Origin of the sequence: Brevibacterium ammoniilyticum (assembly GCF_038429965.1) — a bacterium.
Taxonomy (GTDB): domain Bacteria; phylum Actinomycetota; class Actinomycetes; order Actinomycetales; family Brevibacteriaceae; genus Brevibacterium; species Brevibacterium ammoniilyticum.
Genome location: NZ_BAABNP010000007.1, coordinates 1 through 24,800 on the forward strand (window position 1 = coordinate 1; position 24,800 = coordinate 24,800).

21 protein-coding genes are annotated in these 24,800 nt (G+C 67.2%); 10 read left to right on the top strand and 11 right to left on the bottom strand.

What is annotated here, in order from left to right; translation table 11 throughout:
- Positions 1 to 191 precede the first annotated feature (191 nt).
- Positions 192 to 1,115, bottom strand: a complete 924-nt coding sequence (locus AAHA49_RS09475; protein ID WP_342038088.1) for an IclR family transcriptional regulator — start codon at positions 1,113 to 1,115, stop codon at positions 192 to 194.
- 82 nt (positions 1,116 to 1,197) lie between these two features.
- Complete coding sequence (locus AAHA49_RS09480) at positions 1,198 to 2,436, bottom strand: PucR family transcriptional regulator (protein WP_339393467.1); 1,239 nt, start codon at positions 2,434 to 2,436, stop codon at positions 1,198 to 1,200.
- A gap of 250 nt (positions 2,437 to 2,686) precedes the next feature.
- On the opposite strand from AAHA49_RS09480, the gene AAHA49_RS09485 reads away from it, so the two are divergent.
- The 3 genes from AAHA49_RS09485 to AAHA49_RS09495 all read left to right on the top strand — a co-directional run bounded on the left by AAHA49_RS09485 (position 2,687) and on the right by AAHA49_RS09495 (position 5,490).
- Positions 2,687 to 4,189, top strand: coding sequence for a long-chain-fatty-acid--CoA ligase (locus AAHA49_RS09485; protein WP_062860500.1), 1,503 nt, complete (start codon positions 2,687 to 2,689; stop codon positions 4,187 to 4,189).
- 155 nt (positions 4,190 to 4,344) lie between these two features.
- Positions 4,345 to 5,151, top strand: coding sequence for an ABC transporter ATP-binding protein (locus AAHA49_RS09490; protein ID WP_339393468.1), 807 nt, complete (start codon positions 4,345 to 4,347; stop codon positions 5,149 to 5,151).
- A 147-nt stretch (positions 5,152 to 5,298) separates the two neighbouring features.
- Positions 5,299 to 5,490 carry a hypothetical protein gene (locus tag AAHA49_RS09495; RefSeq protein WP_062860502.1) on the top strand — a complete coding sequence of 64 codons (192 nt, stop codon included), beginning with the start codon at positions 5,299 to 5,301 and terminating at the stop codon, positions 5,488 to 5,490.
- A 32-nt stretch (positions 5,491 to 5,522) separates the two neighbouring features.
- Here AAHA49_RS09495 and AAHA49_RS09500 read toward each other — a convergent pair whose 3' ends face one another.
- On the bottom strand, positions 5,523 to 6,539 hold the full coding sequence (locus AAHA49_RS09500) for a serine/threonine dehydratase (protein WP_339393469.1): 1,017 nt from the start codon (positions 6,537 to 6,539) through the stop codon (positions 5,523 to 5,525).
- Positions 6,540 to 6,685: 146 nt separating this feature from the next.
- Complete coding sequence (locus tag AAHA49_RS09505; RefSeq protein ID WP_342038089.1) at positions 6,686 to 8,020, bottom strand: MFS transporter; 1,335 nt, start codon at positions 8,018 to 8,020, stop codon at positions 6,686 to 6,688.
- 337 nt (positions 8,021 to 8,357) lie between these two features.
- Here AAHA49_RS09505 and paaZ point away from each other — a divergent pair, with 337 nt between their 5' ends.
- Positions 8,358 to 10,391 carry a phenylacetic acid degradation bifunctional protein PaaZ gene (gene paaZ / locus AAHA49_RS09510; protein WP_342038090.1) on the top strand — a complete coding sequence of 678 codons (2,034 nt, stop codon included), beginning with the start codon at positions 8,358 to 8,360 and terminating at the stop codon, positions 10,389 to 10,391.
- A gap of 138 nt (positions 10,392 to 10,529) precedes the next feature.
- On the opposite strand, the gene AAHA49_RS09515 is transcribed toward paaZ, so the two are convergent.
- Together AAHA49_RS09515 and AAHA49_RS09520 are read right to left on the bottom strand one after the other, a co-directional pair.
- Positions 10,530 to 11,165 (bottom strand): NAD(P)H-binding protein, encoded by a 636-nt coding sequence (locus AAHA49_RS09515; protein WP_342038091.1) that lies wholly within the window; start codon positions 11,163 to 11,165, stop codon positions 10,530 to 10,532.
- A gap of 105 nt (positions 11,166 to 11,270) precedes the next feature.
- Complete coding sequence (locus AAHA49_RS09520) at positions 11,271 to 12,149, bottom strand: helix-turn-helix domain-containing protein (protein WP_342038092.1); 879 nt, start codon at positions 12,147 to 12,149, stop codon at positions 11,271 to 11,273.
- Positions 12,150 to 12,456: 307 nt separating this feature from the next.
- On the opposite strand from AAHA49_RS09520, the gene AAHA49_RS09525 reads away from it, so the two are divergent.
- Positions 12,457 to 13,413, top strand: a complete 957-nt coding sequence (locus AAHA49_RS09525) for an alpha/beta hydrolase (RefSeq protein ID WP_342038093.1) — start codon at positions 12,457 to 12,459, stop codon at positions 13,411 to 13,413.
- A 156-nt stretch (positions 13,414 to 13,569) separates the two neighbouring features.
- Here AAHA49_RS09525 and AAHA49_RS09530 read toward each other — a convergent pair whose 3' ends face one another.
- The 5 genes from AAHA49_RS09530 to AAHA49_RS09550 form a co-directional block, all read right to left on the bottom strand.
- Positions 13,570 to 14,943 carry an MFS transporter gene (locus AAHA49_RS09530; RefSeq protein ID WP_342038094.1) on the bottom strand — a complete coding sequence of 458 codons (1,374 nt, stop codon included), beginning with the start codon at positions 14,941 to 14,943 and terminating at the stop codon, positions 13,570 to 13,572.
- A 141-nt stretch (positions 14,944 to 15,084) separates the two neighbouring features.
- Positions 15,085 to 15,852 carry a TetR/AcrR family transcriptional regulator gene (locus tag AAHA49_RS09535; protein WP_342038095.1) on the bottom strand — a complete coding sequence of 256 codons (768 nt, stop codon included), beginning with the start codon at positions 15,850 to 15,852 and terminating at the stop codon, positions 15,085 to 15,087.
- A gap of 136 nt (positions 15,853 to 15,988) precedes the next feature.
- Positions 15,989 to 17,284, bottom strand: coding sequence for a phenylacetate--CoA ligase PaaK (paaK, locus tag AAHA49_RS09540; protein WP_342038096.1), 1,296 nt, complete (start codon positions 17,282 to 17,284; stop codon positions 15,989 to 15,991).
- 117 nt (positions 17,285 to 17,401) lie between these two features.
- The gene (gene paaI / locus AAHA49_RS09545; protein WP_339393478.1) at positions 17,402 to 18,019 is read right to left on the bottom strand and encodes a hydroxyphenylacetyl-CoA thioesterase PaaI; all 618 of its coding nucleotides are present in this window, start codon (positions 18,017 to 18,019) and stop codon (positions 17,402 to 17,404) included.
- Between the two features lie 465 nt (positions 18,020 to 18,484).
- Entirely contained in the window at positions 18,485 to 19,483 is a 999-nt protein-coding gene (locus AAHA49_RS09550) for a stealth family protein (RefSeq protein ID WP_342038097.1), read from the bottom strand.
- 1,209 nt (positions 19,484 to 20,692) lie between these two features.
- On the opposite strand from AAHA49_RS09550, the gene paaA reads away from it, so the two are divergent.
- The 5 genes from paaA to paaE are packed head-to-tail and all read left to right on the top strand — an operon-like array spanning position 20,693 to position 24,671.
- Complete coding sequence (gene paaA, locus AAHA49_RS09555) at positions 20,693 to 21,691, top strand: 1,2-phenylacetyl-CoA epoxidase subunit PaaA (RefSeq protein WP_342038098.1); 999 nt, start codon at positions 20,693 to 20,695, stop codon at positions 21,689 to 21,691.
- On the top strand, positions 21,688 to 22,020 hold the full coding sequence (paaB, locus tag AAHA49_RS09560; RefSeq protein WP_342038099.1) for a 1,2-phenylacetyl-CoA epoxidase subunit PaaB: 333 nt from the start codon (positions 21,688 to 21,690) through the stop codon (positions 22,018 to 22,020). The genes paaA and paaB overlap by 4 nt, the downstream gene beginning before the upstream one ends.
- Positions 22,021 to 22,034: 14 nt before the next feature.
- The gene (paaC, locus tag AAHA49_RS09565) at positions 22,035 to 23,054 is read left to right on the top strand and encodes a 1,2-phenylacetyl-CoA epoxidase subunit PaaC (RefSeq protein WP_342038100.1); all 1,020 of its coding nucleotides are present in this window, start codon (positions 22,035 to 22,037) and stop codon (positions 23,052 to 23,054) included.
- A complete protein-coding gene (gene paaD, locus AAHA49_RS09570) occupies positions 23,054 to 23,575 on the top strand; it encodes a 1,2-phenylacetyl-CoA epoxidase subunit PaaD (RefSeq protein WP_009380195.1) in 522 nt (173 codons plus the stop codon). Before paaC ends, paaD begins: the two co-directional genes overlap by 1 nt.
- Position 23,576: 1 nt before the next feature.
- Complete coding sequence (gene paaE / locus AAHA49_RS09575; protein WP_009380193.1) at positions 23,577 to 24,671, top strand: 1,2-phenylacetyl-CoA epoxidase subunit PaaE; 1,095 nt, start codon at positions 23,577 to 23,579, stop codon at positions 24,669 to 24,671.
- The last annotated feature ends 129 nt before the right edge of the window (positions 24,672 to 24,800 follow it).

The following is a 24,800-nucleotide window of genomic DNA, read 5'->3' on the forward strand; positions in this document are numbered from 1 at the left end:
AAGCGCGCGCCGACTACACCCTTCAGGCCGCGATCGCCGCCTGATCCACAAAGAGATCGTCTACGAAACTTGACACAGCCCAAGGTCGCGCAGTTCGGTGATCGGCAGGGACACGGTCGTGGAATCAGGAGGCTCCGGCATGCCCTTCACGCTACCGGAGTCCGCCTCCTGCGCCGGCGCTGAGGGGCGGCTCAGAGGTCGCCGGAGTTCGGGTCGTGGACGGGATAGGAGCTCAGCGCCTCGGCGATGGCCTTCGCTTCCCGGCGCAGCAGAGCGACGAGGCGTTCGACCCGTGAACCCGTGACGCGATCGGCGATCGAAGCGATCGACAGAGCCGCCTGCGGGCGGGAGCCGCGGATGCGCAGCGGCACCGCCACCGCCCACGACCCCTTGGCGAAGAGCCCCGGATTGTGGACGAAGCCGTCGATGCGGGCCTGATCGATGATGTCGCGCAGATGCGGGACGGAGACCTTCGGATACCTTTCGGCAAGGATCTCGGCGTTGGCCTCGAACTGGGCGTCCACCTCGGCGGGGGAGAGCTCGGAGAGGATCGCCAGCGATCCGGCCCCGATGCCCAAGGGGTGTCGGTCGCCCACGGACAGGGCGTTGTTGAAGATTTCACCGAAACCCTCCTCGCGGCGGGCGCAGATCGAATAGCTGCCGGTGCGCAGAGTGAGGAACACGGTGTCCTGACTGAGTTCGGCCAAGCGCAGCAGACTCGACTCGGACTCCGTGACCAGGGGATCCACCGATTTCTGGGCCAGCTGACCCAGGATCTGCGATTGCACGCCGAGGCGGTATCCGCCCTCATCGAGGCGTTCGACGTAGCCCATGGCGATGAGCGCCTGGAGCATGCGGTGGACGCTGGCCTTCGGGCGGCCGCTGATCGACGCGAGCTCGGACAGGCTCGCACCCTCGCGCCTCTCACCGGCGATGAGGCCGACGAGGTTGAGCAGAGTCAGCGCGCGTTGGATGCTCTGTGCGCCGGTACCGGGTTCGAGGCTGTCGACGGCGTGGGCGACATTGAAGGACGCGGACCGGCGCAGAAGCCGACCGCGCATCTTGATGCGATATTCCTCGCGGAGGTCCTCATTCGAATCGGCGCCATTGTGCATGACTCCATTATGGCCCGTGCCTTTCCCCGCGCCGAGGATGCCCGTCCGATCCAGGGATGGGCCGCCTCGGCGCGGGGATCGTTCACCCCGATGTCGGGACGTTTCCGCGGGCGGTGAGCATGCGGATGGCGATGATCGTCTCCTGCAGATCCGTGAAGCTGCGGACGTTGCGGCCGGTGCGGTCGGCTGCGGTGTCGAGCCGGTAGTAGGCGGTGTTGACGTGGACGTGGAGGTGTTCGGCGGCGAGTTTGGCATTGAGATCGCAGGCTGCATATTCGAGCAGCGTCTCGATGAGCACCCCACCGGCCGCGAGATCGTCCTCGACGAAACGGCGCAGCTCGGGCCGGATGAGGCGGTGGGCCACCTCGTCGTCGAGGGTGACGAGGTAGTCGAGCGGAGTGAGCGCGTGCAGCGATCTGACCCCCGGCACACCGCCGAGGCTGTCCTCAGCGAGCACGGCTTCGCGGAACGCCTCGGGCACGTTCTCCAGTCCTTCGTGGACGGTGGAGGTGCCCAGACACAGGTCGGTGCCGGTGCGCGACAGCTCCCGGTGGACCCGTTCGAGATCGGCCAGAGTACTTGCCCCGTCGGAGGTCACCGGGGTGATGCCGACGATCTGATCCTGTAGGACCACGGCGATGCCGCGACGGCCGACGTCGAAGACCGAGCACAGGGCCGTGAGGACCTCGCGCATGCCCCGATCATCACGCAGCGGTGTCTGCGCGGTGGCCGTGGCGACGAGCACACGCGAATCCGGGCGGAGGTCGGACACCTCGGCGAGGTCTGCGCTGGGCCCCGGTGCCAAACGGCGACCGGAGAGCAGATCGTCGACGAGATCACGGCGGACCCGGTCGCCCTCGGCCATCTCCAGCTGTTGAGTCTCGAGGTAGGCGACCGCGCCGACGGAGCTGCCGACCTCGATGACGCTCATGACGTGGATGGCGATGTGCAGAGCCTCGTCGCGGGTCTCCTGCTCGGAATCCGAGGCATCGACGATCGCCTCCCACAGAGTCTCCTGACCGATCCGGAAACCGGTGAGGAAGTCCGGCAGGGTCACTCCCTGCCGCAGACGTCGCCGGGCTTGGGAAGCGGTGATCGGGAAGTCCTCGGCGGTCGCGCGACGTCCCTCCTCCAAGGGGGTGAGCGCGGCTTCGAAGACGGTGAACGTGTGTGCGGTGAGATCCTCGGCGAGGTTCTTGTCCGGGCTGGCCGGATAAGCGGGCACTTCCCGCCAGGTGCGACTGACCGAGCGTTGAACCGTGGCCGGCAGCGTTGCTCGGACACGGTCGATGATGCGCAGGACGAGTGGATTGGCTGCCATGGCAGAAGCATACGGGCATCCTTGTTGTCCGACCACAACCGATGGTGTGTGATTCTGTTGCGCATCCCGTTGTCCGAAACCCTCGCCAGCGGCAGAGTGGGCATCATAGAGCCGGACGACGGGAGTCGAACGGGAGTCGGCCCCCGTCCGGTCAGTCGACTCTTCTCCTGTGCTGAGGCCACAACCTGTCGTGGTCCCAGCGCCAGCACCGAGCCGATCAATGACGAACGAATCAAGCCTGGAGGAAGCTATGACCAACCTCGCCGACAATCTCACCGCCACCGCGAGCCGGCACGCAGATCGACCTGCCGTCCGCCTCGGCGATTCCGTGCTGACGTATGCGCAGCTTCAGGACCGGGCGCAGCGGGTGGCGACGATGCTCACCGAGAGGGGAATCGGGCCCGGCGACCGCGTCGGACTCGTCCTGCCCAACGTCCTCGAATTCCCCGTCCTCTTCTACGGTGCACTGTCCGTGGGCGCGATCGTCGTGCCGATGAACCCGCTGCTTAAGGACCGCGAGGTGCAGTACTACCTCGAGGACTCCGGAGCCGCGCTCGTCTTCGCCTGGAAGGACATGGCAGACGAGGCAGGAAAGGCAGCGGCCGCGGTCGGCATCGAATGCGTCCGCGTCGATCCGGCCGACTTTGCTGATCAGCTGTCCGCCTTCGAACCTACACCTGAGGTGGTGTCCCGAGCCGAGGACGACACCGTCGTGCTCCTCTACACCTCGGGCACCACCGGGCAGCCCAAGGGTGCGGAACTCACGCACTTCAACATGATGACGAACGCAGCCGTCACCGCCGAGACCCTCATCCACCTGACCGAGGACGATATGGTCATGGGCTGCCTGCCGCTGTTCCACTGCTTCGGCCTGACCTGCGGACTCAACGCCTCCGTGCTCAGCGGATCCTGCCTCGCCCTCATCCCGCGCTACGACCCGATCGAGGCCCTCGAGACGATCCAGGGCTCGAAAGTCAGCATCTTCATCGGTGTGCCGACGATGTACGCGCGCATGCTCCACGCCGAAGGTCGCGAAAGCTTCGACGTGTCGAGCCTGCGCTCGTGCATCTCCGGCGGATCGGCGATGCCCGTCGAGGTGATGAAGAACTTCGAATCCGCCTTCGACTGCATCATCCTCGAAGGCTACGGACTGTCCGAGACCTCACCCGTGGCATGTTTCAACCAGCCGGGAATGGAACGCAAGACCGGCACCATCGGCGTCCCCGTGCGCGGAGTCGAGATGAAGCTCGTCGACGATGACGACAATGACGTTCCCGTCGGCGAGATCGGCGAGATCGCGATCAAGGGCGAACCCGTGATGAAAGGGTACTGGGGTCGACCGGAGGCGACACAGGAGGCCATCCGCGACGGCTGGTTCCACTCCGGAGACCTCGCCGAACAGGACGCCGACGGGTACTTCACGATCGTCGACCGGAAGAAGGACCTCATCATCCGCGGCGGCTACAACGTCTACCCGCGCGAGGTCGAGGAAGCGCTCTACGAGCACGAGGCCGTCGCCGAGGCGGCCGTGATCGGCATTGCGAACGACGACCTCGGCGAGGAGATCGGTGCCGCCGTCGCTCTCAAGGCCGGCAGCAGCGTCGACGCCGAAGCGCTGCGCGAGTTCGCGAAGGGCCGCGTCGCCGCATACAAGTACCCCCGCAATGTGTGGATCGTCGACGAGCTGCCCAAGGGCCCGACCGGCAAGATCCTCCGCCGCGAGATCTCAGCGCCGGAGGACGCGCTGAGCTGAAAGTCGGCGGGGGCCGAAAGGAGCCGTCCCGAACTCGGATCCACCATGCGGAACGGCGGTCGTTCGACCTGGCGGCCGCCTCGGCGAGGGGAGACCTAGAATCGGATCGGCCCTTCCGGACGGTGGGGTCGCCGATCTGAAGGGGTGAGTGAGACGTGGCCGAGGCCGTCCTCGATATCGCTGGTGTGACATTCCGGCGGGGGCAGACGCAGATCCTCCACGGCATCGATCTGCGCATCGCCGCCGGCGAGCACTGGGTGCTCATCGGGCCGAACGGGGCGGGGAAGTCGACTCTGCTCAGCTTCGCCTCGGCGCAGGTGTTCCCGACCTCGGGCACCGTCGACATCCTCGGATCACGCATGGGCAGGGTCGAGCTCGCGGCGCTGCGCCGCCTCATCGGGCACGTGAATCCGCGCCATCCGCTGCGGTCGAACCTCACCGTGCGCGAGGTCGTCCTCACCGGTCTGACCGGCACCGTCGAACGTCCGATGCGGTGGGATCCCACCCCTGCGGAGGTCGCGAAGGCCGATTCCCTCATCGCCGAGGTGGGGCTGGAGTCCCGCGCCGACGCCGGCTGGAAAGTGCTGTCCCAGGGAGAACGGGGCAAAGCGCTCGTCGCGCGCTCCCTCATCGCCGACCCGCAGCTGCTGCTCTTCGACGAGCCGACCACCGGCCTCGACGTGGCTGCCCGGGAGCAGCTGCTGGAGACGATCGACTACCTCTCCGTGCACTCGCCGGAGCTGGCAACACTGCTGGTGACCCACCATCTCGAAGAGATTCCCGAGAACACCACTCATGCCGCGCTCATCTCCGACGGTCGGCTGACCGCCGCCGGTCCCATCGTCGAGGTGCTCACCTCCGAGCAGGTCTCAGCGGCCTTCGACCACCCGATCGAGGTGGGCTTCGCCGACCGCCGCTGGTCCGCCCGCGCGGTCCGGGTCCACGCTGCTGACGCTGGGTGACGAAGAGGCCGCCGGGTCCGTCATCACGTTTTGTGCAGATACACGGGTTTTGCCCCGATGATCAGTTCAGCGAGTGATGAGGCAGGGAACAGAACCTGATGACGCCGCGTCATTGCACAGCTGTGTGCTCAGGCCTAGGCTTGAGGCATGAAGATGAGTACTGTGTGGAGCATCATCGGCGCGATCATCGCTGTCATCATCGCGTGGTGGGTGGTCAACGTCGCGTTCTCCATCGCGTGGTTCCTCGTCAAGGCCATCATCACGGTCGTCGTCGCACTCGCGATCTTCGGCCTCATCAAGGCATCCCTGAAGTCGAAGGACCGCGACCGAACGCGCTGATTTCCGGCGCTCGACCGCGCTGACCGCGCGTCTCAGAGATCGCCGAGGCTCGTGTTCGCCCCGCACAGGACGACGCCGACCTTCTCTCCCTCGGCCGGCACATAGCCGCCCGAACCGTGGACTCCCGCCAGTGCCGTGGCCGCCGCATGTTCGACCGCCAACCGGTGCTGATCCCACAGGTGCTGCCGGGCACCGATGATCGCCTCATCGCTGACCAACACCGAGGTGACCAGATCCGACCGTGCCGCAGCCAGTGCCAGCGGTGTGGCCCTTCGGGCACCGAGCGAATCCGATGCCACCGAATCGACCGTGACGTCGACCGGCTCTCCCGCCTCGATCGCAGCACTGAGAGCGCGACAGTTCTCCGGCTCGACCGCCACCGTGCGCACTCCGTGATAGGTCGCGGCCGTCGCGACCCCGGCGAACAGTCCGCCTCCGCCGACGGAGACGACGACCGTATCGAGGTCGGGCACCTGCGCCAGGATCTCGGTCATCAGAGTGCCCGCGCCGGCGGCGATGAGCGGATGGTCGTAGGCATGCGAGGCCAACGCCCCCGATGAGGCGACGAAGGCGTGGCAGGCCGCGGCCGCCTCGGCGAATTCGGATCCGACTAACTCCACCCGCGCACCATAGGAACGCAGCCGTTCGACTTTCACACTCGGGGCCGTGGTCGGCAGGAACACTGTCGCGGGGACCTGCGCTGCACGGGCAGCCCACGCGCAGGCGAGACCGGCGTTTCCGCCCGATGCAATGGTCACTCCCGCTTCGGGGAAGGTGCCTTCGGCGAGATGAGACTGGATGAAGTTCTGCGCGCCGCGGGCCTTGAACGTGCCCGTGTACTGCATGAACTCGAGGGCGAAGAGCAGACCGGATGCGTTCGGGTCCTCGGCGGGGCCGGAGCTCCACGTGGCTGCGGTGGGGGAGGCCGCCTCGGCGAGGGTGCCCGGCTGTGCCGGGGCCACGGTGACCGGCCGCACCCGTCCGGCGATCCGGGCGGCCGCGGCTTCGATGTCGGGATACGTCAGCTCAGTAGGGGTCGGTGCAGTCATGTCGCCAGCCTATGCGAGAGCTGCTGAGTGGGTGCGCCGCCTCGGTGGATTGTTGGGTCGATCCACGGCGTTTCAGGCGGAGGACTCACCGTGGATCGACCAGGAAATCGAGGTGCAGGTGACGAACTGGGGGGTTCGCTGCAGCCTCAGTGGTGCTTGGTCAGGCCGAGGTCGTTGCCCTTCGTCTCCTTGACGAGGCTGACGCCGATGAGCGAGATGATGCACACGACGATCATGTAGATCGCGATCGAGATCGATGAGCCGGTCTCGGCGAGCAGAGTCTCGGCGATAGTCGGGGCGAAAGCGCCGCCGAGGATCGCGCCGAGCGCGTAGCCGATCGAGACGCCCGAGTAGCGGACCTCGACCGGGAACATCTCCGCGTACATCGCCGACATCGGGCCGTAGGACAGACCCATGCCGACGGTGAGGACGAAGATGCCGATGCCGTACATCCAGATGTTGGCCGCATCGATCATGAGGAACGTCGGGATGAGCCAGACGATGAGGAGGATGTAGCCGATCTGGAAGGTCCGCACCCGGCCGAGGCGGTCCGAGAGCGCCCCGCCCCACATCGTGAAGACCAGCCAGCCGAAGCTCGCGAGCGTCGTCGCCAGGAGCACGGGCGCGCGCTCGAGACCGACCGAACCGCCTTCGGCGAGCGGGCGGGAGGCGTAGGCGGCGAAGAACGCGATGATCATGTAGCCCACCGCGTTGTTGCCGATGAAGATGAGCGCCGAGAGCACGACTTCCTTCGTGTTCTTCCGGAACAGCGTGCTCAGCGGGGCAGAGGACTCCGCGCGGCGTTCGGCGAGCTCGGCGAAGACCGGGCTCTCCTCGACCTGCTTGCGGATGTAGTAGCCGACGACGACGAGGACGACGGAGAAGAGGAACGGGATCCTCCAGCCGAAGCTGGCGAACTGCTCGGGAGTGAGCACGGTCGTGAGGATCCAGATGACCCCGGTCGCCAGGATCATGCCCACGGGCACGCCGATCTGCGGGTACGCGCCGAAGATGCCGCGCTTGGCATCGGGTGCGTGCTCGACCGAGAGCAGCGCCGCCCCACCCCATTCGCCGCCGGCGGAGAAGCCCTGGAGGATCCGCAGCAGGGTGAGCAGGATCGGCGCAGCCACCCCGATCGCCGCATACGTCGGCAGCAGGCCGATGAGCGAGGTCGCGGCCCCCATGAGGATGAGGGTGAGGACGAGCATGCGCTTGCGTCCGATCCGATCGCCGAGGTGGCCGGCGATGATCGCGCCCAGCGGCCGGAAGAGGAACGAGATGCCCAGGGACGCCCACGCCATGATCTGCCCGAGCGCGGGATTGTCCGCGGCCAGCGGACCGAAGTACTGCGTCGAGAGGATGAGGCCGGCGGCCTGCGCGTAGATGAAGAAGTCGTACCACTCGATCGTCGTGCCGACGAGGGTGCCCGCGAGCACCTTGCGCTCTTCGCGCGTGATCGACGTGGTGGCAGTCTGGGACATAGGTGATCTCTCCGTTGAAATCAGGGGTCAGCGGGCCGGTGCGCCGTCGTTGGGAAGCTGCGTGATGGTGCGTGGTGCTCGGCGACGTCGGCGGCAGGAGGCCTTTGGTGACTGTTTGGTCAGTTAATGCGCTCGATCATAGTCCACCGAGGTGACCGGCGCCACTGGCGGGGTGGTGCTCAGCCCCACCCCGGCGGGCAGGGGATGCGTGCTCAGCCCCACCTCGGCGATTCCGGATTACCGACCGATTGGTTAGTATTGGGGAGATGATCGGCAGCGGTGCCGAGTGGCACCGGGATCTGCCGACGCACTGACCTCGACGGACTCAGGAGACGACATGACGGAGACCCTCACCTCTTATGCGGCCGGTGCCTGGCACGCCCCGACCGATGCGGCCGACGCGCGGGAGGTGCGCGACGCGACGACGGGTGAGCTGCTCCACGAGGTGTCCTCGGCGGGCATCGACTTCGCGGCCGTCGCCGACTACGCGCGCGAAGTCGGACGCCCAGCCGTCCAGGCGCTGACCTTCCACCAGCGCGGAGTCATCCTCAAGCAGCTCGGCGCCTATCTCATGGAACGCGCGAAGGACTACCACGCGATCTCGTTCACGACGGGGACGACGAAGCGCGACGCGTTCGTCGACATCGAGGGCGGCATCGGCACGCTCTTCACCTACTCGGGTGTCGCGCGGCGGCAGATGCCGAACTCGACGGTCCTCCTCGACGGCGGTGTCGAACGCCTGTCGAAGAACGGCACCTTCGTCGGCCGCCACATCCTCACCTCCCGGCAGGGTCTGGCACTGCAGATCAACGCGTTCAACTTCCCCGTGTGGGGGATGCTCGAGAAGTTCGCGCCGATGTTCGTCGCAGGCGTCCCCGTCGTCGTCAAGCCCGCGACCGACTCCGCGCACCTCACCCGCGCCGTCGTCGCCGACATGGTCGACTCCGGTCTCCTGCCCGAGGGCGCGATCCAGCTCGTCACCGGCGACATCACCCCGCTCTTCGACCTGCTCGCCGAGCAGGACACGATCGCCTTCACCGGGTCCGCCGGCACCGCCCGTCGGCTCGCGTCGCTGGCGTGCGTGACCGACCGCGGCACCCGGTTCTTCGCCGAGGCGGACTCCCTCAACTTCTCCCTGCTCGGTCCCGATGCCGCCCCCGGCACCCCAGAGTTCGACCTCTTCGTCGACGGGGTCGTCGCGGAGATGACCGTCAAGGCCGGGCAGAAGTGCACCGCGATCCGCCGCACCTTCGTCCCCGCCGAGCACGCCGAGGCGGTCGGTGAGGCGCTCACCGCGAAGCTTGCCACCGTGGTCGCCGGCGATCCGCGGGAGAAGGCGACGAAGCTCGGCCCGCTCATCTCGGTGGGTCAGCGCGAGGATGTCCTCGACGCCGTCGATGAGATCCTCGCCGGCGGCGCGCACCTGCTCACCGGCGGTCGTGCGGCCTCGGATGAGCTGGCGGCTTCCCTGGGAGGGGCGTTCGTCGCCCCCACAGTCCTCCAAGCCGACGATTCCTGGGTCGACGCCGTCCACGACGTCGAGGCCTTCGGTCCCGTGACGACGATCATCACGTACTCGACTCTCACCGAGGCGGTCGACCTCGCCGCTCGCGGGCGTGGGTCCCTCGTCGGCTCGGTCGTCACCCACGATCCGGCGTTCGCCGCCGAGTTCGTCCGCGGCGTCGCGCCCTGGCACGGACGGATCCTCGTCCTCGACCGTGATGACGCAGACGAGTCGACGGGCCACGGTTCGCCGCTGCCCACCCTCGTCCACGGCGGTCCTGGTCGGGCCGGCGGTGGTGAGGAGATGGGCGGACTGCGGGGTGTCGAGCACTTCATGCAGCGCACCGCCGTCCAGGCCTCGCCGGACATGCTCACCGCGATCGGCGGGGAGTGGGTGGCCGGAGCCGAGCGCCGCCTCGGCGAGCATCCGTTCACGAAGTCGCTGGCGGATCTGCGGATCGGGGACGCGCTCGAGTCGGAGTGGCGGGAGGTCACGCTCTCCGACATCGCCCATTTCGCCGAATTCACCGGGGACACGTTCTACGCCCACACCGACGAGGAGGCGGCCGCGGCGAACCCGTTCTTCCCCGGCCGCGTGGCCCACGGCTACCTCATCGTCTCCTTCGCCGCGGGACTCTTCGTCCAGCCGGACCCGGGCCCGGTGCTTGCGAACTACGGCCTCGAGGGGCTGCGCTTCGTCACGCCCGTCTCACCGGGGGACAGGCTCAAGGTGACGCTCACGGCCAAGCGCATCACCCCGCGCGAGACCGACGAGTACGGTGAGGTCCGCTGGGACGCCGAGGTCGTCAACCAGGACGGCGAGCCCGTGGCCAACTACGACGTGCTCACCCTCGTCGCGAAGGAGTGACGCGTCGCGGAGGGGTGAGGGGTGCGGAGGGTGACTCGTCGCGGCTCTGCCCCCGCGAGCTAAGGACCCTCAGTGTCGATTGTGCCGCGCATTATCGACACTGCGCGTCCTGGATTCGTCGGCTGGGCGGGCCGCCCCTCACATGAAGTACGGTTTGTCGCCGTCCGTGTTCGGACGATCGATGCCGAGGCTGGCCCTGCTGTGTTGGGTCGGTTCGTCGATGATCTCGACGATGAGGTCACCGACAGCCTGCCGGGCGACGACCGTGCCCTTGAAGGGTTCGCCTTTGACAGTGATCTCATACGAGGTGTCCTCGGCGTCGTCGAGCCAGGCCGGCCGCAGGATCGTGTAGTCGAGGTCGGAGGCCTCGAGGACCTCCGCCGCCTTCGCGAACACCCGCAGCTCCGTGCCGATCATGCGGTCGTTCCATTCGCCGAAGGCGCCGGGCACCTCGCCGTAGATGCCGAGGGCGAGGACGAAGATCAGCCTCGAGACTCCCGCGGAGTCCATGGCGGCGACGACGCTCTTCGCCTGCTCATCGATGTCGTCGCCGGTGAGATTCGCGTAGACGACGTCCTGACCGCTGACTGCATCTGTCAGGGCCGCGGTGTCGAGGACGTCGGCGGTGATCACGCGGGCGTTGTCCGGGACCTCGGCGAGTTTGCTCGCGTCGCGGACGAGCAGCGTCTGCGAGATGTCGGACTGCTTGCTCAGGGCGGCGACGACGAATCGCGCGATCCGACCGTTCGCTCCGAGGATGAGGACGTTGGTCATGGCAATGCTCCTTTGCTCAGGCGATGGTGTGCACCCCAGGCTAGCCCCGATTCGCCGACCCGTGACAGGGTGAGACACAACCCCTTTGGTGGGAGCCGACGAGCCTCAGTGCGGAGTGGTCGGTGCGCTCGCCCAGGAGGCGAGCAGCTGGAGGCGCTCGGCAGTGGGCGAGGCCGGCTCAGCAAGGTAGGCCGAGAGAGCGATCGACGGTGCCGAGTCGAGTCTGACCTGTTCGAAGCTGAGTTCGAGGTCGCCGACCTCACGATGGTGGAGGGTCTTCGCTCCCGAGCGGTGCCGGCCGACGTCGTGGGCCGCCCACATCTCCCGAAAGTCCTCACTGCGGGTCGAGAGCTCGCCGATGAGGCCGGTCAGCCGCTTGTCATGCGGGGTGGAACCGGCTTGGGTGCGCAGGATCTGCACGCAGGTGGCGGCCGCCTCGGCGAGGTCGGCATAGAACTCCGCAGCGGCCGGGTCGAGGAAGACGAACGACGCGAAGTTCGGCAGTGCGAGACTCGAGGAACGTGTAGGACTCTCGACGGCGATGGAGAAGACGGCTCGACCGAGCGCATTCGCCCCGATCATGTCGAGGCAGCCATTCATCGCAACGACCGGGGTGGCTGACATCGAATCCATGAGCTGCTGCACCTGAGGGGAGAGCGCCTCGGCGGGCCGGGGCCGCCTGCGACTGCGGGTCGGACGTCGAGCCGTGCGGGCGAGATCGTAGAGGTAGGCGGTCTCATCCCTGGTCAGGCGCAGGGTCCGCGCCACCGCGTCGAGGACCTCGTCGGAGACGCCGGAGAGGTCGCCCTTCTCGATCTTCGTGTAGTAGTCGACGGACACGCCGGAGAGCAGAGCGACCTCTTCGCGACGCAGCCCGGGCACGCGACGCACTCCCGAACCCGGCGGCAGACCCGCCATGTCAGGGGTGATCTTCGCGCGGCGGGTGGTGAGGAAGTCGCGCACGCTCTCGTCCTTGATGGCCATGCCCCAGAGTCTACGAGCGTCACCCGACCGGCGGCAGGTACCGGCAGAACCCCTGGCACAAGGATGCCGGGCGGCGGATCCAGGTGACGCGTCGCGGCGGCTGAGCTCGGCAGCGGACGCACGGGGTACTCACGGAACCTGGCACATGTCCCGCAAGGGGACGAGCATGGACGGTGTTCGGGCGGTCCGCGCCCTCGTCGTCGCGACGACGTTCGTCGGCGATGCCGAGTGAGGGCCGCATGTGCCGGGTCAGTCGGGTGCCCGGACCGAGACCTATGATCCGCAGAATCCCGAAGAGGAGAACACCATGTCAGAGAAGACCTCCACCCTCGAGAGGACCTCCACCTCCGAGACCATCGACATTCCCACTCACAACGGCTACGGTACGACGCTGTCGGCGGTGCTCTTCGTCCCGTCGGACTTCGATGAGAACACGACCTACCCGGCGATCGTCGTCTCCCACCGCGGCGGCGGCGTCAAGGAGCAGACCGCGGGACTCTACGCATCCAAGCTCGCCGCTGACGGATTCGTCACGATCGCCTACGACGCCTCTTTCCAGGGTGCGAGCACGGGAGAGCCGCGACAGCTGGAGAACCCCCACATCCGCACCGAGGACGTCAGCGCCGTCGTCGACTACCTGACGACCCTGCCGTACGTCGATGATGAACGCATCGGCGCGATGGGCATCTGCGCGGGCGCCGGATACACAGCCAATGCCGCGATCAACGATCCGCGCATCGCGGCCGTGGGCACCGTGAGCATGGTCAACATCGGACAGATGTTCCGCAACGGCTGGGACGGGTCGATCGCCGACGCCGATGCCGCTCCCGTGCTCGACCAAGGCGCGAGCGCGCGCACCACGGATGCCGCCGGAGAAGCAGAGGGCAACCGGTTCCCGTTGGCCCCGATGCGCAGAGAGGACGCACCCAACGCCGAACTCGAGGAGGCCTGGGAGTACTACCACACCCCACGCTGTGAGCACCCGAACGCTCCAGGATGGATGACCACGCGCAGCCTGTCGCAGATCATCACCTACGACGCCTTCCACAAGGCGGAGGCCTTCCTCACTCAGCCGCTCCTGCTCATCGCCGGCAGCGAGGCAGGGTCGAAGTGGATGAGCGACGATCTCTACGAGCGTGCGGCGAGCGACGACAAGTCCTTCCACGTCGTCGAGGGTGCCAACCACATGTCGCTCTACGACGGGAAGGAAGAGGTCGACGAGGCGGTCAGCGTGCTCGTCCCGTTCTTCCGCCGGAATCTCTGAGCGTCTGCCACCTCGGAGCGTCTGCCCCTGAAGTTCCGGACCCGGAGTGTCGATTTCGCGCAAGGTTTTCGACACTCCGGTTCCGGAACTCGGCGGGGGAACCCGGCGGGGGCGTGAAGCGCGGGCAGGCGAGGCCCAGGCCGGGCGTCGCGTCGGTCAGCCCCGTGCACCCTCGGCCGGTGAGTCCTCAGGGGCGGGGCTCTTCGGATTCCGAATGCCGACGAGCGACACGAGGCCGCCGGCGATGAGGAGCACCGCCACAGCGACGGCCGCGCGATGGAATCCGGTGAGGTCGATGGCCCCGCCGACGATCGTTCCGACCAGGGCGATGGCGATGAGCCCGGCGACGCGGGAGATCGCATTGTTCACGGCGCTCGCGATCCCGCTGCGCTCCTCCTCGATCGCGCCGAGCACCGTCGACGTCAAGGGAGAGACGGTCGCAGCGAGCCCGAGGCCGAAGACGATCATCGCCGGCAGCACCTGCCACCAGTAGTTGAAGTCCTGGCTGACGAGCAGCAGCATGAGCGAGCCCACGCCCATGAGGATCGGACCGAAGGCCATGAACAGGCGCGGCCCCCACTTCCCGGCCAGTCGTCCGCTGGTGGAGCTGAAGAGGATCATCATGATCGTCGTCGGCAGGCTCGCGAGACCGGCGGCCGTCGCCGTCAGCCCCGCATCCTCCTGCAGGTAGATCGCGAGGACGAAGCCGTTGAGCGACAGCGCCCCGTACATGAGCGTCGTCGTGATGTTGCCGACCCAGAAGTTCCGCGCCCGGAACAGGTCGAGCGGCAGGATCGGGTCGTTCACCCGCCGTTGACGCAACAGGAAGAGGATGAAGAGCACACCCCCGCCGAGGAGGGTGATCGGGATCGCCGGATGACCCCAGCCCAGCCGGGGCTGTTCGATGAGGCCGAAGACCATGCCGCCGAGCCCGAGGATCGACAGCACCGCGCCGAGGATGTCGATGTGGGCCTTGTCTCGGCGAGGAGGATCGGGAACCTTGCGCAGCAGCCACAGGGTGATCGCGATCGGGATGACGTTGATGAGGAAGGCGAAGCGCCACGACGCGAAGTCGACGAGGAGGCCGCCGATGAGCGGTCCGACGATCATCGCGCCCGTGGTCAGTGCCGTCCAGGTGCCGATGGCCTTCGCGCGGGCGGCCCCGGAGTAGTGGGCGCTGATCAGCGCCAGTGAACTCGGGACGAGGAATGCGCCGGCGGCTCCCTGGAGCATCCTGGCAGCAATGAGGATGAGGGGATCGGGGGCGATGGTGATGATGACCGACGCGATACCGAAGCCGATGAGGCCGATGCGCATCACCAGGCTGCGACCGTAGGCGTCGCTGATGGATCCGGCGACGAGCATGATCGCGCCGAGCGTGATGAAGTAGCCGTCGACCACCCACTGCTGGGTGACGAGCCCGCCGCCGAGCTCGCGGTCGATCGCGGGCAGGGCGACGTTGACGATCGTGCCGTCGAGGAACGCCACGAACGAGGCGAGGACGGCAATCCACAGGATCCGAGAGGTCACCCTGTCAGAGTACGCCCTGACACGGACGTTTGAGCGTGTCGTGCCCCGCCGGATCGACAGGACGCTCTGGGCAGGTTCTTCGCTCGACGATCGGCCCGTTTCGCCCTGGACTCCGCCTTCCGGAGCGCGGATTTGCGCGCCTCACTCGCGGCGCGGAATCGCCAGGCCGGCGAAGGCCATCGCGGTGACCGCCTCGGCGATGGTCTCCGGATCGACGGGATAGCTGGGGCGATACCACTCGGTGATCGAGTTGACCATGCCGAAGAGCAGGCGGGTGACGAGGCCGGGCGGGAAGTCGGCGCGGATGCCGCCCTCGGCGATCGCCTCGGTGACGAGGGCGCGGATCTTCATGTCGATCTGCCGGCGCTGTTCGAGGGCGTCGCGCTCGACCGCGGAATTGCCGCGCACCCGCAGCAGCAGGGTGACGGAGTGGTGGTACTCGATGAGGATGAGCACGCTCGAGTGGACGGCGTGGCGCAGGCGGTCGAGGGCGCTGAGATCCTCCCGGTGCGATTCCGATTCCACCGCCGAGGCGAGGGCATCGGTGCCGCGGTTGATCGCCAGCCGCAGCAGCTCCTCCTTCGAGGTCACGTGATGGTAGATCGCGGACTTCGTGATGCCGAGCTCGCGGGCCACCGTGTCCATCGAGGTGCCGTCGTAGCCGCGGGCGACGAACACCTCGGTGGCCTTGTTGATCAGCGTCTCCCGGTCGTAGCCGGGACGCCCGCGGCGGGTGCGCTTCGGCTCGGCAGCAGGTGCCGCGGTCCCCATCCCGGCGGACGCGGTTCCCACCGGGGCGGACGCGGAACCCGGCGTTGCCGCTGTCTCGGCCCCCGCCTCGGCGAGGTCAGGGGTGACGGATTCCGCCGGATGGGTCGGAGTCTGCGCAGGTGAGGGCCTTTTGGACATGGGCATCAGTCTAATCAGCAAGCGCCTGGGCCGCCGCGACGTTGGTCTCAGCGGACCAGGCCGCACCAGCGGACACGGCGGACACGACCCAACCGGCCACACCAGCGACCCTGACACCAGCCACGACCCAGCCCGCCTAGCGGATGTTCTCGCGTCGGTCGATGATGCGCTTGAGCTTGCCGACCGAGCGCGGCAGGGCACCGGGATCTTTGACGTCGACGGTCGAGGAGACGCCCAGGCGCTCCTTGATCCGGGACGCCACCCGGACGCCGAGCCCCTCACGCTGGGCGGCGTCGACGCCCTCGCGGCACTCGACTTCGACGGTGACCTCGTCCATCCGGCCCGGGCGGGTGAGGACGAGCTGGAAGTGCGGGCTGAGGTGTTCGAACTCGAAGAGCACGGACTCGACGTTGGCGGGGTAGACGTTGACGCCGCGGATGATGATGAGGTCGTCCGAGCGGCCCGTGATGCGCGAGATGCGGCGGAAGTTCAGGTGCGCGGTGCCCGGCAGGAGGCTTGCGAGGTCGTGGGTGCGGTAGCGGATGATCGGCAGCGCCTCCTTCGTCAGGGAGGTGAAGACGAGTTCGCCCTCCTCGCCGTCGGGCAGCACTTCGCCGGTGAAGGGGTCGACGATCTCGGGGTAGAAGTGGTCCTCCCAGATCGTCGGACCGTCCTTCGTCTCCGCGGATTCGCACGCGACGCCGGGGCCCATGACCTCGGAGAGGCCGTAGATGTCGACGGCGTCGATGGCGAAGGAGCGTTCGATCTCCCGGCGCATCTCGTCCGTCCACGGTTCGGCGCCGCAGATGGCGACCTTGAGGCTCGTCGAGGTGGGGTCGATGCCCTGCTTGTGGAACTCGTCGAGGATCGTGAGCAGGTAGGTCGGGGTGGCGGTGATGATGTCCGGTTTGAAGTCCTGGATGAGCTGGACCTGGCGTTCTGTCTGTCCTCCGGAGATCGGCACGACGGTGAAGCCGTGGCGTTCGGCTCCGTGGACGCCGAGTCCGCCGGTGAACAGCCCGTAGCCGTACGCGTTGTGGAGCATCTGGCCGGGCCTGCCGCCGGCGCCGAGGATGGAGCGTTTGATGAGCCCGCTCCACACGTCGAGGTCGTTCTGCGTGTACCCGACGACCGTGGGCAGACCGGTCGTGCCCGAGGAGGCGTGGATGCGCGCGACGTCCTCGCGCGGGACGGCGAAGAGCCCGAACGGGTAGTTCTCCCGCAGGTCCTGCTTGTTCGTGAACGGCAGCTTCGCGATGTCGTCAAGGCTCGTGATGTCGGAGGGGACCACGCCGAGGTCGTCGAACGCCTTCTGGTAGTGCGGCACCTTCTCGTAGACGGTCGTCACCGTGGTTTTGAGGTTGGCGAGCTGGTGAGCGCGCAGCTCATCGAGGCTCATCGTCGCACCGGCGTCAGTGTCGGTTGCGGTCATCGTGGTCTCCTGTGGTTCGTTGCGGGGGCTGCCTGCAGTGGGGCTGCAGGTGCGGAGAGTCAGGGCGCCGAGGTGGCGGCGCGTCACGGGTCACGCCGGGTGGGCGCGGACCGCGGCTCAGGTGGTGGGCTTGTGTGCGGGCAGGGTGCGGGAGCGTCCGCGGTAGACGGCGATGATCTCGTCGTCGCGTCTGACCTCGACGTCGTAGATGCCCGAGCGGCCCTGCTTGACGACCTCGCGGCCGCGGGCGACGAGGTGGTCGCCGACGCGGGTGGGCTTGAGGAAGGTGATGTCTCCGCCCGAGGCGACGGTGACCGAGCCGGGGAAGTTGCACGCCATCGCGAACGTCGTGTCCGCGAAGAGGAAGATGTAGCCGCCGTGGGTGATCTCGTGGCCGTTGGCCATGATGTCGGTGACCGTCATCGAGCACTGCGCCCAGCCGGGGCCGTGGTCGTCGAGTGTGATCCCGAGGTGCTGGGACGCGCGGTCGTTGGCGTACATCGCGGCGGGTCCGGTGTTCGCTTCGTTTCCGATGCCGGGCTTGGATTCTCGTTCGCCCTCGCCGGCGGCAGGGGGCGCGGCCTCGCCGGCAGGGAGTTCGGCTTCGCCTGCACTGCCCGGCGCCGAGGTTGCGGCGTCGTTTGCGTTGGAGGCGTGCTCTTCGCTGCGATCGTCTGCGGTGGTCTCGCCTGCCGCGGGTGCGGTCGGAACGTCGTCGGTGCGGGTCGTCGCCATGTCAGGCTCCTCCTCGAGTCGCTGCGATGCACTGTCTCCGTCGCCCGACCCTCGTGGTGACTCGGGTAGGAAGCGGGGTCGGAATAAACGACCATCTGGTCAATAAATATCGTTGTGATCGGCGTCTCTGTCAAGTCGCGGCGGAGGCGCGTGAGGCGTGGGGCGGGATGCGCGCGTCGGCGGAGCATGGCGTAGCAGTGCGACGATGCCCCAAAATGGTGGATCCCACTCGAAGATCGGCCGAAAATCGAGTGGGATCCTCCACCTAAGCAATGCCCGGAGAACGGTTCACCGTGCCGCTGTCGGTCAACCGCGCAATTGTCGGTTCACCGCGCTGGCGTGGTCGGGGCTCGCCGATGCCGCCGAACGAGCGCACGCGAATATAGGTTCAGGCCCCGGACGGAAGAGAGGTCATTGACTCACGCAGGCGGTAGGAGGCTCGTACCTCAAAGCGTAGGTGCAGGGCTATTTCTCGAAACTGCTCGGCAAGGGGAACTTCTCATTGAGGAACCACGCCATGATCTCGTCCAAATACTCTTGGGCATCCGGCGACGAGTCAGTGTCATTGAGGCAGAGAACATCGAGATCCCGGCGCCGCAGCAGTCGGCGCATGTACAGTTCGGCGTCGGTGCGGGAGATGTCCATGTAGGCGTACCGGATGGATGAGTCGACAGCTTTGCCCTGGGCATACGCGTGGAAGTGATAGAGCGCCGAGGTGATCGAATAGTCATCAGGATGACGGAACTTCGACCGTGCGACGCCATCGAACATCTCCTGGTGTGTGGCCTCGAACTCCTCCATCACTGACTTCACCTGCGGGTGCGGCGTGTGCTTGAACTTATTGGCAACCCGGCGCCCATGTTCATCGAGCATGAATTGCCTTCCATGCTTTGCGGCGGAGAGCACCGGCATGTCTCGAGCACTCGGATCGTCGAGATCGAGAGGAGCCGTCGACGGGAAGAAGCGCGACAGTCCGCTTCCGGTGAAGAAGAGTTCGGGACTGGTCGGACGCATGAAGAACAGGTCGTCGTTCATGTAGAGGTAGTTCTCGCTCAGCCCGGGGATGTGGTGGAGCTGGGACTCGATGGCGTGAGAGTTGAAGACCGGCAGATTACTTGTGTCGGTGAAGATGTCGCGGTGGTCGATGACCGTGATCTTGGGGTGATCGATGTTCAGCCACTCGGGAACCTGCGCATCGGTGACGAGGTAGATGTGGTTGACCCAACTGGCATTGGACTCTACGGAGCGAAGTGAATAGCGCAGCTCCTGACGGTCAGCGAAGCGCGATTCCGAGACGGCGGTGAGATTGATCGTCTCCCCGCGTAGGGCTGCCTCAGCGCTGAGCTTCTTTGCACGCCACTGTGGATCTGATCCATTGACCCATGTGTAGACGAGGTCGACCGGGCCGGAGACCTGGTAGAGGTCGGGGGCGGGAGGGGGAATGGTGCGATTGTCGTTGGCCACCGAGGCGTCCCATGTCTCCGGGGTGAAGTACTCGACGAGAGTGCGAGGGTTTCGTGCTATTCGATGCAGGGTTCCCGGCAGGTGGGTCGAGCCGTCGACGCGGTTGCGTCTGGGGCCGAGGTCGGACCAGGCTTCGATCGTCACTCCCTCAAGGCCCGCACTGAGCAGGCGACCGTTCGGAGCGAGAACTCGGCGATGGCAGACGATGGCAGACACGGCGAAGGGATCCCGGCGCTGTCTGCGCACACTCGTCGCGGCCCACGAATGGTAGCGGTAGTCCATCGACCATCCGTCTTCCGCTTCGAGCGATGACAGAGCTGCGATCACTCGACGTATCTGCGCCTGCGGAACGACGAGTCGTGCGCGTTCCAACCGCCGCCGAGGCAGCTCGACGAATTCGATCCCGGCTTCGCGCAGGAGCGAACGTACTTGATCGAGATTGGCTGCTTGGGCGGCGAGCGAATCGTGAGCACCAGTCGCGGTGACGCCGGGACCGTCGGCGCCGCCGAGGTGAAGTGCCGAGCGCATTCGCTGCTGCCACGGATGCTCACCATGGCGAGCTTCTGAGAGCCAGAGCTTCTGACTGTCATCGAGCAGACCGATTGCCCGTCTGCGATACCTTCGGGCGAGTACCTTCACCGCAGAACGACGACCGACCACTGAAAGACCTCCACAGTGTGCTTGGCGGGCAGCACAACCTCAGCCCGGCTCGGAGAGAATACTTTCACTGCCGCGCAATTGAGGCAAATCAGTTGTAGTTCGGAATCGCGGGGACAGTGAGTCGCGTGTTCTCACTGGCGAATGTGCTGACACCGAAGTGACTGTTAGTGACCTCTTCCGGGAAGATTTCCTGACGTCTCATGGACCTCGACCCCGGCGCGGGGCATCGGCGGTGTTACGACGAAACCCGTCGGTTGCATGGTCGCGGAGTTTCTCGGCCTGCCCCAACGGCAGATTTGCAATGTAGGCGATGGGCAGGGGGCGCGCCGCTGACGCCTCTGGGTGTGGCGGTTGTAACGGAGAGGCTGTCGCCGCCGGGCGCCGCGTAGAGGAGGGGCGCCCGCCCCCGGACATTGCGCCTCGGCGTGGGGTATGCCACACTTATGGAGAACTTTACAGAACAAACGGTCAGTAAATGACGGGCAGGCAGTGACTGACCAACGGTCGGTGGATGCCGGGGCGGGCGACGTCGCCCGGGGTGGAGTGATCATGACAACCGAAGCACAGCTCGAGGACCAGTTCCAGGCCACGATCGAGTCGAAGGACCGGATCGAACCGCGCGACTGGATGCCCGAGGCCTACCGCAAGACCCTCATCCGGCAGGTCGCGCAGCACGCGCACTCGGAGATCATCGGCATGCAGCCCGAGGGCAACTGGATCTCCCGCGCGCCCTCGCTGCGCCGCAAGGCCATCCTGCTCGCGAAGGTCCAGGACGAAGCCGGGCACGGCCTTTACCTCTACTCGGCCGCCGAGACGCTCGGGGCCAGCCGCAACGAACTCACCGAGAAGCTCATCGCCGGCAAGCAGAAGTACTCCTCGATCTTCAACTACCCGACCCTGTCCTACACCGACGTCGGCACGATCGGCTGGCTCGTCGACGGCGCGGCGATCTGCAACCAGGTACCCCTGTGCCGCACCTCCTTCGGCCCCTACGGCCGCGCGATGATCCGCGTGTGCAAAGAGGAGTCCTTCCACCAGCGGCAGGGATACGAACTGCTCATGACGATGATGCGCGGCACCGACGAACAGCGCGCCATGGTCCAGGAATCCGTCAACCGCTTCTGGTGGCCGGCGCTGATGATGTTCGGACCCCCCGACGACGACTCGCCGAACACCGCGCAGTCGATGGAGTGGGGCATCAAGACCCACACGAACGACGAGCTGCGGCAGAAGTTCGTCGACATGTCGATCCCGCAGGCCGAGGCGCTCGGCGTGACATTCCCCGACGAGAACCTCAAGTGGAACGAGGAGCGCGGCCACTACGACTTCTCCACCCCCGACTGGGACGAGTTCTGGGCCGTCGTCAAGGGCAACGGACCCTGCAACGAACAGCGCATCGCCCACCGCAAGCGCGCGTGGGATGAGGGGGCGTGGGTCCGTGAGGCTGCGCTCGCCTTCGCAGAGAAGTCCGCCGAGGAGGCCGCCGCCCCCGCTGACACCGACGTTCCCGTCCAGGCCCAGTCCACCGCCGAGGAGGCCGCGAAATGACCGACCCCACCCCCGCGAACACTCCCGGCGCAGCCCCCGCGACCCCTCGCGGCGAATGGCCCCTCTACGAGGTCTTCGTCCGCGGCAAGCGCGGCCTCAACCACGTCCACGTCGGCTCGCTCCACGCCCCCGACGACCAGCTCGCGATCCGTCACGCCCGCGACGTCTACACCCGCCGCAACGAAGGCGTGAGCATCTGGGTCGTCCGCTCCGCCGACATCACCGCCTCGAGCCCCGACGAGAAGGACCCGATGTTCGCCCCCAGCGGCGACAAGGTCTACCGTCACCCCACCTTCTACGACATCCCCGACGATGTCCCCCACATGTGAGGACTGAGGATCACATGACGAACCCGAACACCGCCTCGGCGGGCAAACCGACTGAGTCCCCGGCGACGGACAATGCGCCGAAGGTCCACGTCGACCATGACGAAGCCGGGACGACCATCGACCACGACGACCACGACAACGCCTACTCCGGCCTGCTCGTCAACGACGCCCACTGGGCCTTCGGCACCGACTTCGAGGACCCGCTGGCCGGCGTCGACACGACCGTGCCCGAGGGCATCGACCCGAGCGCGCTCGCCCAGTACTGCCTCATGCTCGGCGACGACGCCCTCGTCTTCTCCCAGCGCATCGCCGAATGGTGCTCGCGCGCCCCCGACCTCGAAGAGGACATCGCGCTCGCGAACATCTCCCTCGACCTCCTCGGTCAGGCCCGCCTCCTCCTCGCCCGCGCCGCCGCCGCGGATCCGACGCTCGTGCCCGAGCTGCCCGCAGGCTCCCCGGTGCCCGATGAGGACCGGCTCGCCTACTTCCGCGAGGACTTCGACTTCCGCAACGTCCGCCTCGCCGAGGTGCCCAACGGCGACTTCGCCGAGGCGGTCGCGAAGATCCTCATCTTCTCCACCTGGCGCCTCGCCCTCTTCGAACGCCTGGTGACCAGCCGCGACACCGTGCTCGCAGCGATCGCCGCCAAGGGCGTCAAGGAGATGTCCTACCACCGCGACTTCGCCGCCCGCTGGGTCCTCACCCTCGCCCGCGGCACCGAGGAGTCCCGCACCCGCCTGCTCACCGCACTGAACGGCCTGTGGCCGCTGTGGGCCGAGCTCTTCGAGACCCACGAGGTCGAGGCCGACGTGGCCGCCGCCGGCATCGGCGTCGACCCTGCCACCGTCGAGGACGAGGCCGGGGTCATCCTCGACCAGGTCTTCGCCGCCTCCGGCATCGACCGCCCCGCGGCGGGCGCGCTCGCCGGGGTGCGCGGGAAGAAGGGCCGCGATGGCCTCCACACCGAAGCCCTGTCCCGCATGCTCGCCGAGATGCAGGTCGTCGCCCGCGCCCACCCGGAAGGCCAGTGGTGATGAACGCGACCCTGGAGACCCCCGCCGAGGCGGTCGACCGGGCCCGTGCCGCCGCCGCCCGGGTGACCGACCCGGAGATGCCGATGCTCACGCTCGTCGACCTCGGCGTGCTGCGCGATGTCACGATCGAGGACGGCCACGTCGTCACGACGATCACCCCCACCTACTCGGGCTGCCCGGCGATGGCGACGATGCGCGATGACCTCCAACGGGAGCTCGCGGAATCCGGCTTCCCCGACGCCGAGGTCCGCGTCTCGCTCACCCCCGCCTGGTCGAGCGACTGGATCACCGAGGAGGGTCGGGCCGCCCTCTCGGGCGCCGGGATCTCCCCGCCCGGGCAGGCTCCCACCCGCACCGGCCCGGTCGCACTCACCCTCATGCCGACCCGCCGCGCGATCGTGTGCACCCTGTGCGGCTCCGGCAACGTTACCCTGACCTCGGAGTTCGGGCCCACCGCGTGCAAGGCCATGTACCAGTGCCGCGACTGCCTCGAACCGTTCGAACACGTGAAGGAGATCTGAGATGACCGAGACGCTCGAGACGGGCGCCGGCCAGACCGCCGAGAGGACCGGATTCCACCCGCTGACGGTGAAGTCGGTCGAGCACCTCACCGAGGATTCGGCCGCGGTGACCTTCGACGTGCCCGACCACCTCGGCGAACTCTTCGACTTCGCAGCGGGACAGTCGCTGACCCTGCGACGCATCATCGACGGCGTCGAACACCGCCGCACCTACTCGATCTGCGCACCCGCGGGCACCGACCCGCGCATCGGGGTCCGCGAGATCCCCGACGGCCTCTTCTCCCGCTGGCTCGTCCGCGACGTCCGCCCCGGTGAGACGATCGAGGTGCAGCCGCCCAGCGGCAGCTTCCAGGCCGATGCGAGCCTCGGCGGGAGGCACCTGTGCATCGCCGCCGGCTCCGGGATCACCCCGATGCTCTCGATCGCGACGACCGTGCTCGCCAACCCCGAGGCCTCCCTCACCCTCCTCTACGGCAACCGGACGACGAACACCGTGATGTTCGCCGAGGAGCTCGCCGACCTCAAGGACGCGCGCAACCAGCAGCTCGACCTCATCCACGTCCTCTCCCGCGAACCCCGCGAGGTCGAGCTCTTCTCCGGCCGCCTCGACGCGGAGAAGCTGCGGGAGCTGCTCTCCGTCCTCGTGCCCGTGACCGACATCGACCACGTGTGGCTGTGCGGGCCCTTCGGGATGCTCTCCGACGCCCGCACCGTCCTCGACGAACTCGGTGTCGACAAGGCCAAGGTCCACTTCGAGCTCTTCTACGTCGACGAACCCCCACCCGAGGTCGTCCACGCCGACAAGGTCCTCGAGGGGGCCACCAGCGAGGTCACGGTCGTCCTCGACGGACGGCGGACCACCTCGGCGATGTCACAGGGCAAGACGATCCTCGACTCCGCTCAGGAGTCGCGCTCGGACCTGCCGTTCGCGTGCAAGGGCGGGGTGTGCGGAACCTGCCGGGCGAAGGTGTGCGCCGGCGAGGTCGACATGGTCCGCAACTATGCCCTCGAAGACGCCGAGGTGGCCGCGAACTTCGTGCTCACGTGCCAGACGTTCCCGGTCAGCGACGAAGTGACGATCGACTTCGACTCGTAGGCACCCGGGTGGCACCGGCCGGTCACGGCAGGGGTGGGCCACGACCTGGCGACCGAGGGATCCCGCGTCCTGGGCCGCCGCTGTCCCATTCGGTGATACACGTTACGATCATTGCGGCGAGGCTCCACT

What these genes read in the sequence shown, in the direction of transcription:
- AAHA49_RS09515 (WP_342038091.1), bottom strand. Translation starts at nt 11,165, where the DNA reads ATGACCAACGTCCTCATCCTCGGAGCGAACGGTCGGATCGCGCGATTC.
- AAHA49_RS09495 (WP_062860502.1), top strand. Translation starts at nt 5,299, where the DNA reads ATGAAGATGAGTACTGTGTGGAGCATCATCGGCGCGATCATCGCTGTC.
- paaB (WP_342038099.1), top strand. Translation starts at nt 21,688, where the DNA reads ATGACCGACCCCACCCCCGCGAACACTCCCGGCGCAGCCCCCGCGACC.
- AAHA49_RS09535 (WP_342038095.1), bottom strand. Translation starts at nt 15,852, where the DNA reads ATGTCCAAAAGGCCCTCACCTGCGCAGACTCCGACCCATCCGGCGGAA.
- paaD (WP_009380195.1), top strand. Translation starts at nt 23,054, where the DNA reads ATGAACGCGACCCTGGAGACCCCCGCCGAGGCGGTCGACCGGGCCCGT.
- paaE (WP_009380193.1), top strand. Translation starts at nt 23,577, where the DNA reads ATGACCGAGACGCTCGAGACGGGCGCCGGCCAGACCGCCGAGAGGACC.
- AAHA49_RS09485 (WP_062860500.1), top strand. Translation starts at nt 2,687, where the DNA reads ATGACCAACCTCGCCGACAATCTCACCGCCACCGCGAGCCGGCACGCA.
- paaZ (WP_342038090.1), top strand. Translation starts at nt 8,358, where the DNA reads ATGACGGAGACCCTCACCTCTTATGCGGCCGGTGCCTGGCACGCCCCG.
- AAHA49_RS09500 (WP_339393469.1), bottom strand. Translation starts at nt 6,539, where the DNA reads ATGACTGCACCGACCCCTACTGAGCTGACGTATCCCGACATCGAAGCC.
- paaK (WP_342038096.1), bottom strand. Translation starts at nt 17,284, where the DNA reads ATGACCGCAACCGACACTGACGCCGGTGCGACGATGAGCCTCGATGAG.
- paaC (WP_342038100.1), top strand. Translation starts at nt 22,035, where the DNA reads ATGACGAACCCGAACACCGCCTCGGCGGGCAAACCGACTGAGTCCCCG.
- AAHA49_RS09520 (WP_342038092.1), bottom strand. Translation starts at nt 12,149, where the DNA reads ATGGCCATCAAGGACGAGAGCGTGCGCGACTTCCTCACCACCCGCCGC.
- AAHA49_RS09525 (WP_342038093.1), top strand. Translation starts at nt 12,457, where the DNA reads ATGTCAGAGAAGACCTCCACCCTCGAGAGGACCTCCACCTCCGAGACC.
- AAHA49_RS09505 (WP_342038089.1), bottom strand. Translation starts at nt 8,020, where the DNA reads ATGTCCCAGACTGCCACCACGTCGATCACGCGCGAAGAGCGCAAGGTG.
- paaA (WP_342038098.1), top strand. Translation starts at nt 20,693, where the DNA reads ATGACAACCGAAGCACAGCTCGAGGACCAGTTCCAGGCCACGATCGAG.
- AAHA49_RS09480 (WP_339393467.1), bottom strand. Translation starts at nt 2,436, where the DNA reads ATGGCAGCCAATCCACTCGTCCTGCGCATCATCGACCGTGTCCGAGCA.
- AAHA49_RS09475 (WP_342038088.1), bottom strand. Translation starts at nt 1,115, where the DNA reads ATGCACAATGGCGCCGATTCGAATGAGGACCTCCGCGAGGAATATCGC.
- paaI (WP_339393478.1), bottom strand. Translation starts at nt 18,019, where the DNA reads ATGGCGACGACCCGCACCGACGACGTTCCGACCGCACCCGCGGCAGGC.